Below are 15,666 nucleotides of genomic sequence, written 5' to 3'. Positions count from 1 at the left end.
TATTTAATTGCGGGATAGACGCATATGTCGCAAATACGATGATCGATATCATCCAACCAACCTTGGTGATATCAATCAAAAGCTTTGGGTAATGGCTTTGAATGATGAGCTGGCGATCAATGAAAAACGTGAGGAGCGTTTGAAAGCCTCCAGATTTCGTTGATAGAGACAATTGTTAATCTAGTCTAACTAGACTCTAAATAGAAAAAAGGTGTCAACGGCAATTTAAATTTGACCCCCTAAGCGGGTTTAGTTTGTGCTCACAGTCGGAGCGATTCCAATTTTCTTCTTATCCTTAAGCCGATAACTTTCGCCACTGATTTGTACGATATGGCAGTGATGCAACAGTCTATCAAGCATGGCAGCGGTCAATCTGGTGTCATTCGCAAACGTGCTGGCCCATTGGCTGAATGGCAGGTTGCTTGTTAACACCGTACTGCCTTTTTCATAACGCTTGGCAATCACGTTAAAAAACAGATTGGCTTCTTCTCGTCCAAAAGGTAGATAGCCTATCTCATCAATGATAAGCAGTTTAGGGCTGAGTACGACCCGTTGCAGGTAACTTTTAAGTTTGCCTTGCGCATGGGCGGTGGACAGTTGCAGCATTAAATCCGCCGCACTGATAAAGCGCGTCTTTTGTTGATGCATGACTGCCCGGTAGCCCAGTGCAATGGCCAGATGGGTTTTACCCACACCACTTGGGCCAATGAGGACGATATTTTCACGCCGCTCGATAAACCCAAGCCCATTGAGTTCGTGAAGCTGGGATTTGGGTGCGCCACTGGCGTAGCGGAAGTCGTATTCCTCGAAGGTTTTAATCGACGGTAAACCGGCGAACCGTAACAGGGTAGCCTGCATGCGGGTCTGTTGACTCTGCACTTCTTCACGCCAAAGAGCTTCAATCAGGTCAGCATAGGTGCCATCCTGTTCCAGATGGCGTTTGGCCAGCTCAGGCCTTACCAGGGCGGGTTATGGGCTGTGGCGATTGGAGGCTAACATTGTCTGATAAGACTATTCATGGCTAATCGCCTTTTCGATTTAAAAGTGATGTTAAATATTTGTTGTTCTCAGCTATGCGAGATAGTACTGTTTTTTATAAAAAAGTTATCTATAATTAACAAAAAATGTTAATTAACTAATAATTTGATAATTAAGTGGAGTTCCGTTATGGATCCAAGATTAAATCCTTTTGCCCCGGGTGCCGGTACACCGCCTCCTGAACTAGCTGGACGTGATGAGATTATTGAACGTGCTTCTATTGCTCTGCATCGCATTGCAGCTGGTAGAGTTGCAAGAAGCGTTATCTTGTATGGTCTGCGCGGAGTTGGTAAGACTGTGCTTTTGCACAAAATTCGCGATATAGCGGAGGCAGAGGGCTATATGCCTGTTGTAATTGAGGCTCCCGAGGATCGGTCATTGGCAGCTGTTCTGGGACCTTCTTTACGGACGGCACTCATCAGAATGAGTAAGATTCAGCAGGCAAGAGCTGCAGTTAATGAAGCTTTGGATAAGGCGAAAGGGGCTTTGGCTAGTTTTATTCGTGCTGCGAAAATTAGGTTTGACGACGTTGAAGTAAATATTGATTTTGAAGCAGAAAGGGGATTGGCGGACAGCGGTGATTTTGAAGCGGATTTGACGGATTTATTGGTCAGCGTTGGAGAGTCTGCTAAGTACTATCAGAAACCAGTCGTTTTAGTTATTGATGAATTGCAGTATATTCCAGAACCGCAATTAGCTGCTTTAATTACCGCATTGCACCGCGTGAGTCAGCGTCAATTGCCTGTTACATTGATTGGGGCGGGGCTTCCGCAGCTTCTTGGACAAATGGGACAGGCAAAGTCTTATGCTGAGCGACTTTTTGAATTTGTCCAAATTGGCGCTTTAGAGAGAGAAGCAGCAATCCAAGCGATTGTGATTCCTCTTAAACAAGAATCAGCGCAAATAGAGCAGGACGCAGTTCTCGAGATTATTAAACAAACACAAGGCTACCCGTATTTTATTCAGGAATGGGGAAAGCATGTTTGGGACTTGGCTTATAACTCTCCGATTATGAAGCGAGATGTAATGGCTGCGACTGACGTAGCGTTAGCGGGTTTGGATGAGAGTTTCTTTAGAGTGCGGTTTGATCGTTTAACGCCAGCAGAAAAGCGTTATATGAGAGCAATGGCTGAGCTAGGCGAGGGGCCGCATCGATCAAGTGATATTTCAGATATTTTGGGTAAGCCATCCTCAGCAGTTGCACCGATTCGCGCAAGGCTAATTACTAAAGGGATGGTTTATAGCCCATCACATGGTGATACCGCATTCACTGTTCCACTTTTTGATGGCTTCATGAAGAGAATTATGCCTGAACTTAGCTCTTGAAAGGATTTACTAATTTTTATTGGTATTTTGGCTATTATAATGCGTAATAAATTGTAGCCTTGTGTTGCGTGTGTAGAATCAAAGAATTTTAATTAAGACAGAACAGCGTTCTTGAATTTAAGCTCTAAATGGAATGAAAAAAAACATCTTACAAACAGAACAATCACATAATCTTTTTAGCCCCGCTTTTTTGATGTCTTGTTGGGCCAAAGAGTATGAAGTTTATTGCCAAGGTGACGAAGATGCACGATTGCTTGAGAAATTGAAAAACTGGGCCAATAAAGATTTTCAAAAAGAAACCGCTGCCGAAGGGCGTTTTGTGCAGCTGTTTTTTGTTGATCTTTGGAGTTTCATAGGGTCAGGTGAGCAAAATAAAGCTGATGGTTTTACGCTTTATCCGCAGTTCCCGATAGATGGTGCCGGACAGCGCGGAGGAAAAGGGTATGCAGATTTAGCATTAGGATGGTTCTCATTGTTAGATCACCCTGCAACACCACAGGTACTTTGTGAGTTTAAAGATATTCGTTCGGGTTTAGAGCAAAAGCAGCACCGCAAAGACAATGACCGTTCGCCAGTGCAACAATGTGCCGATTATTTGCATTTTGCCCGTCTGCAATACACACCCTACGGTCACGAAAAAATTCAACCAACTTGGGGCATCGTCACTGATATGAACGAATTTCGTTTGTATTGGAAAGCGAAAATGCCTGGGCAATATCAGCGTTTTATTCTAAAAGCCAAAACATACCAAGAAGAGTCAAGGAGTCTTCTGGCTGAAACGGAATCTGGAAAGCAGCAGCGTTTTTTGTTTAAAAAAATGTTTCAAGCCGAAATGTTATTAAATAGAGGAAATGAATCGCCTCTGCTCAAGCTTCTCAGTGCTCAGCAAATTCAAGAAAAAGCACTTGAAAAAACTTTTTATTTTGAATATCGCGCCTATCGCGAACTCCTATTTAAAACCCTTTTAGGTGCTAATTCCCAAGTCTACGAGCCACGCCAATTGGTGCGTTTAACTCAAAAACTCTTAGATCGCTTACTGTTTATTTTGTTTTGTGAAGACATGGGCGCGCATCTTGAATACCCTGTTAATCTCATGAGAGATCTAATGATTGAAGGTAGTCAAGACGCATCATACAACCCAGAAGCAAATGATTTCTTTGAAGAAAAAGTATCTAGACTATTTAAAACAATGCGTCTGGGTGGCACCCTCTGGAATCACGATATCAATAAATTCAATGGCGGTTTATTCTCACAAGATGATGATTTAGATGCCCTTTTTGTACCTAATAAAATTTTCTTTACGCCCATGCAAGGTGCCAGTGAGAATGCACTGAAAACGGAAAAATGCACTTTGCTGTATTTCTCAGCCAATTACAATTTTGGTATTGAAGATGGCGGTGAACGTACCATCGGCCTTTACACTTTGGGACGTATTTTTGAGCAATCTATTACCGATCTTGAAATTATGGAAGCTGAGGCAGCTAATGAAGTTTCTCTGATGAAACTCAGTAAGCGCAAAACTGATGGGGTTTATTACACACCAGAGTGGGTGACAGAATATGTGGTAGAACAAACCCTTGGGGTACGCTTGCGTGAGCTTCAAACAGAACTCGGCTTTGATGCCTATAGCGATTTAACCGATCAAGAAATCGACGCTGCACATACAAAAAACGGAAGGTTTAATCAGTCTAAGAATTATCCAGCTAAAAGTTACTTTGAACTGCTTCAAACCTATGAAGAAAAAGTCAATCAATTGCAAGTGCTCGATCCAGCTTGCGGAAGTGGAGCATTTTTAATTCAAGCGCTCAAACGTCTACTGAAAGAACATGAGGCTATAGCCAAAGAAAAAGCACGGATTAGTTACGAATATCGTCAAACAGAAGTGTTTGATAAAGGACAAATTTACCGCTCAATTTTGTCTAACAATCTCTACGGTGTGGACATTAACCCCGAATCGGTTGAAATCACCAAACTCGCGCTTTGGTTGCACACGGTGATGCCCGGCCAACCCTTATCTTCGCTGGATAACAATATCCTTTGCGGCAATAGTTTGGTCGATTGGGATATTCAAACCGCCTTGCCGGATTTGAGCGAAGCACAACGCGCTAAAATCAATCCCTTTAGCTACGCCCAAGCCTTTCAAGACGTATTCGCCAACGGCGGGTTTGACGTGATTATCGGCAATCCGCCCTACATCAAACTACAAAACATGAAAAAGGTCGCGCCGGAAGCGACTGAATACTGGGTTAAAGCCACGAAAATCGAAACCCTGACCGACGAAAACGGTCAAACTATTGAAAAGCAAGTTCCAAAATTCCGCAGTACCCAAACCGGCAACTATGATATTTATTTACCGTTTTTTGAACAATCGGTGCAACTGATTAACCCAAAAGGGCGCATGGGCTTTATCGCACCGAGTGTTTGGGCGGTGAACGAATACGGCGCAGGGCTAAGAGCCTTTTTGCACGAAACTCAGCAAATGGATCGATGGATTGACTTCAAAAGCTACCAAATCTTTGACGAAGCCATTACCTACACCGCCTTGCAGTTTTTTACCGGCCAAGCGAATGACGGCATCAAACTACATTTTGCCCCGCAAGGTGCGGACGATTTAGCAGGTCTGCATTGGGACGACATCATGCCTTTGCCTTATAACCAACTCGACCCCAACCAGTCCTGGCAGTTTATGCCGGAAATTGAACGTCTTTTGCTAAAAAAACTATTTGAAAACTGTCCATCGTTGAAGAGCATGACTACATCAATTTCACAAGGTTTGGTAACCAGTGCAAACGATATTTACCATTTAAATCAAGATGATCAACGTTTTATTGTTCCGAAAAATGTATTCATAACCGAATCAGAAGTTGTTAGGCCTTTAATTTCAGGAAAAAACGTATCTAGGTATGTGTTGTTTAACCAGGATGTCTCGATAATCATTCCTTATGATCTTCAAAATGAAAAGGCAAGTTTATTTTCAGAAGATGTTATGAAAAATAAATACCCTGTTGTATGGAAGTATCTCAAAACACAAGAACATAGGCTTCGTAATAGGGAATATCCAAAAATGGATAATGATTCCAAGTGGTGGGGGTATGTATATCCTAAAAACTTGACTAAACAAGGTGAGAAAAAACTTTTTGTTGCTGGTACAGCACCTGAATTAAGAGTGGCTTATGATGAAGCGGGGCTTTTCGCCGCTGATGATAAGCGAGTCTATACGGTTCATACAGAAACGGAAAATGACTTAATCTACTTGTTAGGAATATTAAATGCGCCTGTGGCCAGCTATATTTTCAAAAAAATTGCTAGACCCAAGGCGGGTGGGTTTTTTGATATTGAAACGCAATATCTCGCTCCATTGCCTATTCCAAATGCCAATGAACAACAAAAAAAGCAGATTGGTGAACTGGCGCAAACCTTACAAAATTTGCATTCCGAATACCGCGATAAACTCGCCCAATTCGACAAACGCCTAGCTTCAGCGCAAATGCTCGCCGACCCCAAAGATTTAGCATGGCTTTGGACGGATATTAAATCCATCAACGACCTTAAAAAATCAGACCAAGCCAAAGCCAGCGGCTTAAAAGGCAAAGATCTCACCGAATGGGCGAAACAACAGGCGCAAAAAGTGTTGGACAAAAACCTGCAACCTCTCGCCAGCCAACTTAACGCCAAAACTAAGCTCGTCGTGCAATTTCAAGACGGCGAACTTAGTTTATTCGCCAACGGCATCGAAGTCATCACCCAATACATTAGCGATGAAGAAGCCGCCTTAATCGTACCGCAATGGCGACAAGTCATTCGCACCACCAATATCACCCCCAGCGTCACCGCCGAAAAACTGGTGGGTCAATTGCTCAACCTAAAATCCACCAATAACTCCAGCCTAATCCAACAACTCAATAACCTCGACGATAATCTCGAAACCCTGCATGCTCAAATCAAAGCCTCCGAAGAAGACATGAATCAACGGGTGTTCGAACTATACGATCTGACCAAGGAAGAGATAGAGTTGATAACGGCTAATGCATAACAGTTATATAGAAATTTTACGGGTTAAAGGGATTTAATTGAATGGTATTAAACGAAGATTTTGCTCGTAAATTCGAGATTCATTATTTTCTTGATCAGTGTTCTCATTCCTTTGATGCTTTTGCACGGCTTGAGTGTGAAACTGAGTTGTTAGGCATTGTTAAAGAAATTGCTAGGTATTTAAATGTCGATGTTATTGTTGAATCGGAAGCTCTGGTTGAAGGGGGGGTAAGAAATAGGTGGAGATTTACGAGTAAGGATGATGTTCTGTTAATTGTTGCAGTATTAACATTAGTTCTGACTTTCGTACAAACTATTAATAGCTTTCCAACTGAAAATGAAAAAATAATTCAGGAATTAACAATTAAGAAGCTTGAAGCGGAATTGAAACAGCTAGGCGTTTCCGATGAGACCTCTTACGATTCGGCTAAAAAAGTTAGTGAACTTGAGAATAACAACAAAATTAAAAAGAGAAGGTCTAACTTTTACGCTTCTGCTATGGCAGTAGATAAAGTTACTGACATCGGAGTTACTGTTTTAGACGCCCATGACATACCCATCAATGATGAGCTGGTTGTTTCTAGAAAGGATTTTGGTCGCTTTATTTTGCATTCAAATAATCTTCCTGATGAAACAGATGAATCAGCCATTATTGAAATTGTTTCTCCAGTTTTAAAGGACGGTAAGACAAAATGGCGTGGAATCTATAATGACGAACCTATAACGTTCAATATGAAGGATTCGGACTTTAAAAAAGATGTTTTGTTGGGAAAATATACATTTCAACATGGAACTGTCATTGAAGCAGTTTTAGTGATTCAAAAAGAGCTGGATGAGGTGGGGGAGGAGAAAATTGTAGATCGTTCTGTAACGACCGTTATTAAGAAGATTGATGCAGGTGTCGATTTTGAAACACCACAGGGCAAGAATTATAAGCACGTTAGAAATCTGAAGGCGAAACAACAAGAGATTGTTTTCAGCAATGAGAAATGGGTGAAGTGAGGGTTTGGTAAAAAATAGGCAGTAATGATGGTGTGCTACCCTTCGCCTAAAGATGAGTAGCACAATATATTTTTGAACTAGGCCTGCGATGATTCAAGCTGCATTTTCTCGCTGACTTTGGATTAGATTGGTAACCCAAGCATTTATTTCACTCTCAAGCCAACGACGCGTAGTTTCATTGATTTTGATGGGGCGCGGAAAGGTTGGATCGAACAGCTTGTCTTTTGGATCCATGCGGCGATAAATCGCGCTTTTGGAAAGGGCAATGCGCTCAGTCACTTGGCGGCTGGTTAGAAAAGTTTCATGTTGAATGGTTGTGTTTTGCATGATGATTTCCTCATTTGATTGTTTAGTCCCGAACGGCGTTATTCCGTTCCAAATCATTCACCTTGTATGTAAGAAATTACTGTTGGTGCGTATTGGGGCTAAAGAAGCCCCTGTTTCGCAAAAGACGTGAAGCCTTCCGTACCCACAATCAGGTGATCGAGCACACGCACATCAATCAATTGCAGCGTTTGCATAATCGTTTTGGTGATGGCGCGGTCAGATTCGCTGGGTTGTGGCATGCCGGAAGGGTGGTTATGAAAGAGAATCACCGCCGCGGCATTGATGGTGCCTCGGAATATTTCTTCGACACGGATAATGCGGTGTTGCTGATCCAAAAAGATAACGCCAAACACCTCATGTTCGCGTTCTTGCTGCAGGGTTTTCAGTTCACTGGAACAGGTTTCCGGACTGGAAAGGCTCGCTCCCTTTTTTAGTTTTTGTTTGGCTAGATAATTGGCCATGCGCAGAATCTCAGCGGCCGTGACCGGCTTATCCAGCCGGTACGCGCCATTCGTTTCTGCTGTCTTAAACGGATAAGGCAGCATGTTTTTCTCCCAAATAAGGCAACGCCAGCATCGGCGTGACCTTGTCTCTTAAATGCAGGAACTCTTTGGTCAATTGCCAGAGCGCACGATTAAGACGCACGTCCTCCGACACCGACTTGATAGGGCGGGTGGTGACATAGCGCCCATTGGCTGAACGGCCTTGCACGCCACCTTTAATCAAGTTTTCCTGCACGCGGTTAAACACTTTCCATAAACTCGATTCTTGGTCGTCGCGACGGCGGGCTTGCAGTAAATCCACCGAACGAATCGGGCTTTGTTCCAACCATTCATCGCCATAGCGGATATGCAGTGCCGCTCTTGCAAACCACTCCGCTTCTTCTCTCGATACCAAGGTTGAACGCAAGTGATCGACCTGTTCGGAGATATGCGGGATTTCATTTGCGAGATTGAGCGAACCTTCGATGATGTTCTCCACAATCTGTTTACCGTGTTTGACACGAATGCCGCCCAATTCACCGGCAGGAGTCACCAAGCCGTTGGAGCACACCAGTCGGAATAGCCCTAAATCCAACTGATAAGCCGCACTGCGATCATGTGAATTGGTTAGCACCAGTTCAGCAATCGAATCGCCGACATTGATCTGACGATCCGGGTCTTGTCTAAAGCGCACCATGTGGCGCGCCAATTCCTGACGTTTTGGATCACGGACGTTGGTTTGTAATGCCCTGACCGGATACCAGCCTTCTTGTTGTAAGGCATCGACTACTTCAATCGTGGGTACAAAACCATAACGGTCAGACACCGCTTTATCCGGCGCTTCTGCAAAAATCGCCGGGGCGGCTTTGTAAAGTTTTTCTGGGGTAAGAATGTTCATTGCCATTTGAGTTCTCCTTTAAATGGTCATTAATTTGTTTAAGCGTTAGTGATTGAGTTGCTGGGCTTGTTGTCCTTGTTGAACATGCTGAACCTGCTGTTCGAGCTTTTGCGTCAGCGTGGCATTGGGCATTGAGCCGGCCTGTTGAGTTTGCGAAAGGGATTGCGGCTGGTTTAACTCGGGATAAAACTCCTCGGTAATCGCCTCAAAATCCTCCTCGCTGTCTTCAAAGCGTCCGTTTCTAAAACCGCGTTCTGCTGCCAGATCCAACGCTTTCTGGTCAAAGCCCACATGGAGCCGTTCCTGCTCAATCCGCTTGGCGGATTCAAGGGTTTCTTCCAGGCTCAGGCCGGTGCGTAGCGTCAGATCCACGTAATAGATCGGTTGCCCGAAGCTCTGTCGTGTCGATTTGCCTCGAAGCTTTAACGCCAACGGCAAGCACGCCAGTCGATTGCCGGATAGGGCATGGAAGTAACTCAAACGTGACGCTAAGGTGCGGATGCTGTTAAAACCGGAGGTGCGGAAGATAAAACTGCTGATCGGGTCGGTGTCTGTATCCGGTGCATCCGATTGCACCAGAACATTCAATCGGCCATAAGGTTTGCAACCACCTTGCGCCAGATCGCACGCTTCAGGACTCGGGCAGGGCAGTGTTTCCATGCCGTGTCCGCTATGGCGCTGACAGGTCTCGCCATTGCCAACACACACAGGGCGACCGCTTTGACGGTCGAAAAGACAGTATTCGGCACGCAGGTTCAACTCCGGCTGGTTGAAGATCAACTGCACCGGAATCTCTCTTAACTTACGACCACTGTTCTGACGCAGCTTTTCATCCAGAGGATGTTTAATCCACCCGTCAGGCGTTTGAATCTGGGTGGTCAGGGTAAATTGGTCATCACGTTGTGGCAGACGCTTACCGTTCTTTTCTACCACTTGGCCGATACTGATTCTTCCAATCACCGGCGGGGTCATCATTAAACCTTTTAACATGGTGTTCTCCTTCAAAAGGGCATAAAAAAACCCAGCACGTGGCTGGGTTCTAAAGAGTTTATAAACAGGGATTTCACTTGGATTTCAATTGGGTTGCACCAGGAATCGCCGGCTACCGGATTTGGTGATGAGATAACGCTCATACAATTCAGGGTGGTCAGTTTTAAAGCGCTGTGCATCGAAAGCGGTGGAATCAGCCGATTGCTTCCAACTGATCTGACCACTGGCAAAACGCACCACACTGGCGTCACCCATGCGCTGTTGCAGCTGGTGTTTCAGTTCCGCTTCCATGGATTTGAATTGCTCCAGTTGTTCGCGTACTTCCAGCATCGCTTCAAACGAACGGTTGGCGTCTACATCTTCAGAGAGATCCAGTACTTCTCCGCTGTCAGTGGGATAGAGAATACGCAGTGCGGTTTCACTGGATGAGCTGGCATCCGCCGGTGGCGGGGTATCGGTCAAAACACGCTGCCAAAATGCCTTTTCGAGTTTGATGAGCCGTTCAATCAAGGCGTCATCGCGCTCTATGCGGTAGATTTGCAGTTTCTGCCCACCCAATAAGACCGCCACATCGGCGGCTTTCTGACCGGTCACCGCCAACTGATGTTGAACCTGTAATTGCACATACTCCGGCACGCCATCACGCCAGAGTTTCGATCCGAACAGGCCGGCGGTTTTACACTCCAATACCTGTACCTCATCATCACCGACCACTTCACGATCCAAGTTGGCCAGCATCCACGGGTATTCTGAGTGTTGCAAAATGGCATTCACCCGGCGCACCTTTCGCCCGGTGCGTTTGGTATAGTGTTCCGCCACAATCGGCTCCAATACGGTTCCCCATAACAGAGGGCTGTCTTCCAGTGGATTGGGTTGAGCAGGGGTGATTCTGCCAGTCTTCTCCATCCACAATTCCAATTGCGATTTATAAGGGTTCAGTCCAACGGCTGTCGCTGCATCCGAACTGCCAATGCCTTGCAGTCGTGCTTTCAACCACTGGTCGTTGCTGAGGTTACGGGTGGCAAGCATGCGTCTAGCTTGGCCGTGTGCACGTTGGGTTTTGAGATCCGTTGCCGGAAGGGAAACGGGGTGAGTGACAGAGTGTGTCGATGAATGCGACATGGTTGTTGTCATAGTATGTTCTCCAAAGTGAATAGTAATTTCTGAACGTGAACTTGTGGGTCAGTGCTTGGATTTGGAAAAGGTGTGATCGCAGAACTGACAGCGGTAGTTTTCCAAAAAGGACTTGTCGAGCTTCTCGCCGAGTTTGGCGCCGGTGACACCACCGGAAGCCGCACCCAGCAGACCGCCTAAGATCGCACCGCCAAGCGTACACACCGATAAACCAATCGGCCCACTCGCCATGCCGATCGTAGCACCCGTTCGTGCGCCATTCGCCGCACCGACAAAACCGGCTGCCGCACCGCCGATCAGGCCGACAAAGCCACCGGCCTTCCGACCATAGTTTTTAGAGATGACCTGCTGTGAACCGCAGGCTGGACAATGAATTGCCATGATTTCCTCCTATGTTTGAATCAGCCGGAAAAGGGCTTCCGACTTCACAGGAGTAATATGTGGCTGAGTTTGGTTTGGATTCGATTTTGAGGGGCGTAAGGCAAGGAGAGCTGGGTGGCAGTATTTTTTTACATACTCAGGGATTGATATGAGTTTAAGACTCGAAATAACGCTGAGTAGAAAAACGTCGCTTTTAATTCAAAAAATCCAAGAATTCGATGAAGAAATGGTCGTAGTAAGAGATGGCGGTGGTGAGGTTATTATTAAGATTTATCATCCAGTTAATTCATACTAAATTCCCCACTATCGATCCAAGTCATCTCTATCCTGATTGATAAAAGTATCTATCTGCTCAGCCTGAATTAACAGATAAAGATCTGTTGGCCTTCTAAGCCAACAAAAGGGCTAGCAATGAAAACTAAAGCAAAAAAGGTAACTAAATTTCCAAAAGCATATCTTGAAGAGCGGACCACGCATCAGCACAACAAGGATCTCAGAATTTACTACGACTCCTATCTTGGATCGCATCCGTTGCAAGAACTTAATGGACCGTTTATATACAAGCATTTAATGCAGCTAATTCATTTGATAAAAACAAAAGCGCCTAAGTCTGTGACGGTGCGTTGTGAGTTGCTTTTTCCAGAAGGTTGGAGTGAGGACAGACGATTAAATCGAATAAAGATAGTGAGTGAAGATGGTGCTGAGTCGTATATAAAAAACGCCTACTTCTCGAAGGATTATTTTTCGCGTTTTATTGATTCATTAGAAGCCAAGATGGAAGCGCTTCGCCAGCGTGATCGTAATCGGGTAACGACTATTGGTAATAAACCCAGGGTACGCATGTTGGATGTAGATTATGCCAGATCAATAGAGTTTGGTGGAAAGGGGAAAGGCGGGGGAATGCATATTCACGCATTATTATTTTTTAACGGACAGCGCTTTCAGTCTATTGGGAATTTAAAGAGTCATGGTGAAAATGAACAAGAATTGCGTTTACTCAAAGATATGATTCATGAGGCCTGGGCGAGCGCACTTATGGGCACTAAATCTAATGATATTGCTATGGTCGCTTCAGATTTGGATGTGTTTGAACCGCAAAGCGCTCAGATGCAGTTGAGAGAGTTTGGAAGACGGTATGTGCATTTTTCCCGCATTTGGTCGCCACGTGGGATGTCAGATCCCGTGAGAAGAATGGCTAAGATTAACAGCATCATTTGCTGGGCATCTTACATCTGTAAGGCATCTACCAAACTGTTTAACAAGGGCATCCATCCATTTAGGGCTTCAGAGACTATCCCCGTCGATTCAAAGCCCTATGATTATGATAAATCCACTTTCCATCAAGGTAATCCAAATTTAAAGCTGTTGGATGGCAATTCCTATGCTAATTTTAGACTGCCTAATGATGCTGGCTCGTATATCGAATCCCATTTGCATCGTCTCTATGGATTTTTGGATTTTCCACTGTCAGGGCGTTTAATGGACTTGAATCCCGAGTTTCGTAAGCGGATTTACAGACCTGCCATCAAGGCGGGAATGAATGACATGTTTGCGGTACGTTTAAGGCTAAATATTGGAAATGAAGATGCCTTTTTACGCAATCGTAAACGCTATACCTACGCGGAGCGATTTTTTCAGAGGCTCAATAGTCTTTTGTTCAAGGAATTTCACAATCCATACGAGAAAAGCGGGCTGCCGCTTCATTGGGATAAGGGGCTATTCAGGATTCATGCTGCTCAAGCACGGAAGCGAGATGAGCTTGGCCGACTGTTCATTGAATGTGTAATCATTTTGCCTGATCTGGTTGCACAGCGTTGGTTTGATTCAGCAGAAAATAATGGAGGTGAGGTAGAGGTTTTTTTACATCGAGCAGTTGCCGATGTTTATCGTTGGAGCTCTGAACATTCAAAACACATGCTGAAAATCTTGAGCGTCCATCCGCTTAAGGGAAAAAACCCACGTTGGGAAAAGCAAGTTGAGGAGCTCTTTCAAAATGTTGCTTCACTGGCCTTGTCTGGAGGTTCAGCATCAGTTGCGTCAACGCTTTACTTTTACCCGATAGCTAAAAATCAAAGCCAGTTTTGTGATTGTAATAAGTTTAGATAAATGGATGAGGTTACAAGCCTTCTTTTTTATCTCTCTTAAAGAATATTTTAACAAATGTAATTTATTCTAGCTATTATTGCTATTGATAGCGTAAATAGCAGGTTAATAAATGCATAATCAAGAAATTAATATGGTTTCAATGGATGAGCGCGAAGCAGCCTTGGAGCTAGAATCAGAAAACTTATCGGTTTTAGATCATGTTCACCGGTGGAGAGATGCTGCGTGGCCTACGTATAAAGAAGGCAGTTTGTTCGAGTCAGCTGTCTTGGAAGCGATGGAGGAATTGCAAGTAACCCGGGAGATGGCAGTCACTGTTGCATTGGGCGCAATGGCGACTTCGTGTCAGGGGCTAGTGGATATTATTCAACCAACAGGGAATCGAGTTAATGCCTCGTTAATGCTACTTACCATTGCTGAATCCGGGGAGCGTAAGACAACAGTAGAGAAACAATTTTTTAATTCATTAAGAAAGCTTCAAAAAGAGGCGTTAACAGAATACGAGGAGCAAAGACCGTTATACGAGGCTGATTACGAAGCGTGGGGTCACAAGAACTCGGCCATAGTCAGTTTGTTGAAACAAACTGTGAAAAAAGACGGTGAGGTGGCTGTGGTTGAGAAAATGTACGTTGATCATCAGCGATCTCAGCCAATTGAGCCACCTTATCTAAAGTTTATTTATGAGGATTCTACGCCCCAGGCCTTAATTGAGATGATGCATTCTCACTCCAGAAACGCCTGTTTGCTATCAAGTGAGGCTAATAGCATTTTTAACGGGCGAGTTTTTGGGGAGTTAAATTTAATCAATTCGCTTTGGGATGGTGGCGAGGTCATTGTCGATCGTGTGAGTAAAGAAGGGTTTCACCTTTACGATGCACGATTGACATTATGTTTAATGACGCAATCTAATGTTATCGAAAGATTTTTGAATAAGAGGGGGGAAGAAGCACGAGGAATGGGGTTTTTAGCACGATTTTTGGTCGTTAAGCCTCCTGCCAAAGCAGGGTATCGTAATTATAAAAATCTTTCAGACTTGCCACATTTGGATGCATTCAATGTACGTGCACAGTCGTTAATGAGGGATAGCTGGAGGTGCGAGCAGCGTCGAGCTGAAAGAAAAGAGATTCGGTTTAGTGCTACAGCCGCAGAGTTTTGGCGACAATGTGGTCAAAAAATTGAAGCTGAAATGCGTGAGAATGGAGTATATGAATACTATAAAGATCATGGCTCAAAATTGTTGGATAACATTTCACGTGTGGCAGCAGTAATTCAGTATTTCGAGGGCAAGTCTAGTGATATTGAAAAGGATACTTTGAGTTTTGCATATAACATTTGTATGCGGTATTCAAAACACTTTTTAACTCATTTGGCGGGTGATCCGGAGGTTGTAAAGGGAGCCAATTTATTAGTATACCACTTAATAAAGTTGGCTATTTCTGCAGAAACAGATAAGAGAAAAAATTATCTTAGATCTCCTATATATTTTGATTTTAATGGGAAGAGTTACACATCAGGATATTCATGTAAATTTGATAAAACTGATATCAAAAGAGATGGTCCCAATCAACTTCGTGAATCAGCCATTTTCTATCGAGTAATCGATTTTTTAAAAAAACTTGGGCATGTTGAGATTGATAATTCTCACGGTTCTTATATTAGGTATATTTTCAGTCAAGTAGTGCCACTTGAGGGTAATCCATACGCTACGGTTCGTCATGAGTCTTATGTGCATACTCCTGAGTTAAAAAATGGGCATGAATATACGGTTAAAAGTTTACCATTATTTGATGATTTTATTATTATTAAAGGTGAAAATATTAGAGGTATTAATAACAAATCTGATATTCGAATCATGCCGTATGAAAAATGAAATTAATCCCTGTATTTTTATGAGTGCTATATTGTCTTGAATAGTTGGTAATTTTCAGAATTTAGATGGGCTAAGAGTATTCT

General features: G+C 43.9%; 11 protein-coding genes and 1 pseudogene. 5 read left to right on the top strand and 7 right to left on the bottom strand.

The annotated features are described in order from the left end of the window. Positions 1-249: 249 nt before the first annotated feature. Positions 250-954, bottom strand: a pseudogene (istB, locus tag HZ297_RS10345) (IS21-like element helper ATPase IstB); the annotation flags it as partial. 213 nt (positions 955-1,167) lie between these two features. Here istB and HZ297_RS10340 point away from each other — a divergent pair. From HZ297_RS10340 to HZ297_RS10330, 3 genes are all read left to right on the top strand, one after another. Continuing rightward, on the top strand, positions 1,168-2,364 hold the full coding sequence (locus HZ297_RS10340) for an ATP-binding protein (protein ID WP_178863492.1): 1,197 nt from the start codon (positions 1,168-1,170) through the stop codon (positions 2,362-2,364). Positions 2,365-2,497: 133 nt separating this feature from the next. Beyond that, entirely contained in the window at positions 2,498-6,397 is a 3,900-nt protein-coding gene (locus HZ297_RS10335; protein ID WP_178863491.1) for an Eco57I restriction-modification methylase domain-containing protein, read from the top strand. A gap of 41 nt (positions 6,398-6,438) precedes the next feature. Then, positions 6,439-7,398 carry a hypothetical protein gene (locus HZ297_RS10330; RefSeq protein WP_178863490.1) on the top strand — a complete coding sequence of 320 codons (960 nt, stop codon included), beginning with the start codon at positions 6,439-6,441 and terminating at the stop codon, positions 7,396-7,398. 93 nt (positions 7,399-7,491) lie between these two features. Here HZ297_RS10330 and HZ297_RS10325 read toward each other — a convergent pair whose 3' ends face one another. The 6 genes from HZ297_RS10325 to HZ297_RS10300 all read right to left on the bottom strand — a co-directional run bounded on the left by HZ297_RS10325 (position 7,492) and on the right by HZ297_RS10300 (position 11,610). Then, complete coding sequence (locus HZ297_RS10325; protein WP_178863489.1) at positions 7,492-7,725, bottom strand: helix-turn-helix transcriptional regulator; 234 nt, start codon at positions 7,723-7,725, stop codon at positions 7,492-7,494. A 98-nt stretch (positions 7,726-7,823) separates the two neighbouring features. Beyond that, entirely contained in the window at positions 7,824-8,270 is a 447-nt protein-coding gene (locus HZ297_RS10320; protein ID WP_178863488.1) for a JAB domain-containing protein, read from the bottom strand. Then, positions 8,251-9,111, bottom strand: a complete 861-nt coding sequence (locus HZ297_RS10315) for a DUF932 domain-containing protein (RefSeq protein WP_178863487.1) — start codon at positions 9,109-9,111, stop codon at positions 8,251-8,253. Before HZ297_RS10315 ends, HZ297_RS10320 begins: the two co-directional genes overlap by 20 nt. Positions 9,112-9,150: 39 nt before the next feature. Continuing rightward, entirely contained in the window at positions 9,151-10,095 is a 945-nt protein-coding gene (locus HZ297_RS10310) for a recombination directionality factor (protein ID WP_178863485.1), read from the bottom strand. 84 nt (positions 10,096-10,179) lie between these two features. Continuing rightward, the gene (locus HZ297_RS10305; protein WP_218644614.1) at positions 10,180-11,229 is read right to left on the bottom strand and encodes a YqaJ viral recombinase family nuclease; all 1,050 of its coding nucleotides are present in this window, start codon (positions 11,227-11,229) and stop codon (positions 10,180-10,182) included. A 48-nt stretch (positions 11,230-11,277) separates the two neighbouring features. Further along, a complete protein-coding gene (locus HZ297_RS10300) occupies positions 11,278-11,610 on the bottom strand; it encodes a hypothetical protein (protein WP_178863483.1) in 333 nt (110 codons plus the stop codon). A 411-nt stretch (positions 11,611-12,021) separates the two neighbouring features. On the opposite strand from HZ297_RS10300, the gene HZ297_RS10295 reads away from it, so the two are divergent. Then, on the top strand, positions 12,022-13,716 hold the full coding sequence (locus HZ297_RS10295) for a YagK/YfjJ domain-containing protein (RefSeq protein WP_178863481.1): 1,695 nt from the start codon (positions 12,022-12,024) through the stop codon (positions 13,714-13,716). 109 nt (positions 13,717-13,825) lie between these two features. Continuing rightward, the gene (locus HZ297_RS10290) at positions 13,826-15,583 is read left to right on the top strand and encodes a YfjI family protein (protein WP_178863479.1); all 1,758 of its coding nucleotides are present in this window, start codon (positions 13,826-13,828) and stop codon (positions 15,581-15,583) included. The last annotated feature ends 83 nt before the right edge of the window (positions 15,584-15,666 follow it).

The organism is Thiomicrorhabdus cannonii, assembly GCF_013391695.1.
GTDB classification, from domain to species: Bacteria; Pseudomonadota; Gammaproteobacteria; order Thiomicrospirales; family Thiomicrospiraceae; genus Thiomicrorhabdus; species Thiomicrorhabdus cannonii.
This window is presented reverse-complemented; position numbering and strand designations above follow the sequence as displayed.

Excerpts from the sequence above, each read along its gene's own strand:
- HZ297_RS10340 (WP_178863492.1), top strand. The coding sequence starts at position 1,168 with ATGGATCCAAGATTAAATCCTTTTGCCCCGGGTGCCGGTACACCGCCT.
- HZ297_RS10335 (WP_178863491.1), top strand. The coding sequence starts at position 2,498 with ATGAAAAAAAACATCTTACAAACAGAACAATCACATAATCTTTTTAGC.
- HZ297_RS10330 (WP_178863490.1), top strand. The coding sequence starts at position 6,439 with ATGGTATTAAACGAAGATTTTGCTCGTAAATTCGAGATTCATTATTTT.
- HZ297_RS10325 (WP_178863489.1), bottom strand. The coding sequence starts at position 7,725 with ATGCAAAACACAACCATTCAACATGAAACTTTTCTAACCAGCCGCCAA.
- HZ297_RS10320 (WP_178863488.1), bottom strand. The coding sequence starts at position 8,270 with ATGCTGCCTTATCCGTTTAAGACAGCAGAAACGAATGGCGCGTACCGG.
- HZ297_RS10315 (WP_178863487.1), bottom strand. The coding sequence starts at position 9,111 with ATGGCAATGAACATTCTTACCCCAGAAAAACTTTACAAAGCCGCCCCG.
- HZ297_RS10310 (WP_178863485.1), bottom strand. The coding sequence starts at position 10,095 with ATGTTAAAAGGTTTAATGATGACCCCGCCGGTGATTGGAAGAATCAGT.
- HZ297_RS10305 (WP_218644614.1), bottom strand. The coding sequence starts at position 11,229 with ATGACAACAACCATGTCGCATTCATCGACACACTCTGTCACTCACCCC.
- HZ297_RS10300 (WP_178863483.1), bottom strand. The coding sequence starts at position 11,610 with ATGGCAATTCATTGTCCAGCCTGCGGTTCACAGCAGGTCATCTCTAAA.
- HZ297_RS10295 (WP_178863481.1), top strand. The coding sequence starts at position 12,022 with ATGAAAACTAAAGCAAAAAAGGTAACTAAATTTCCAAAAGCATATCTT.
- HZ297_RS10290 (WP_178863479.1), top strand. The coding sequence starts at position 13,826 with ATGCATAATCAAGAAATTAATATGGTTTCAATGGATGAGCGCGAAGCA.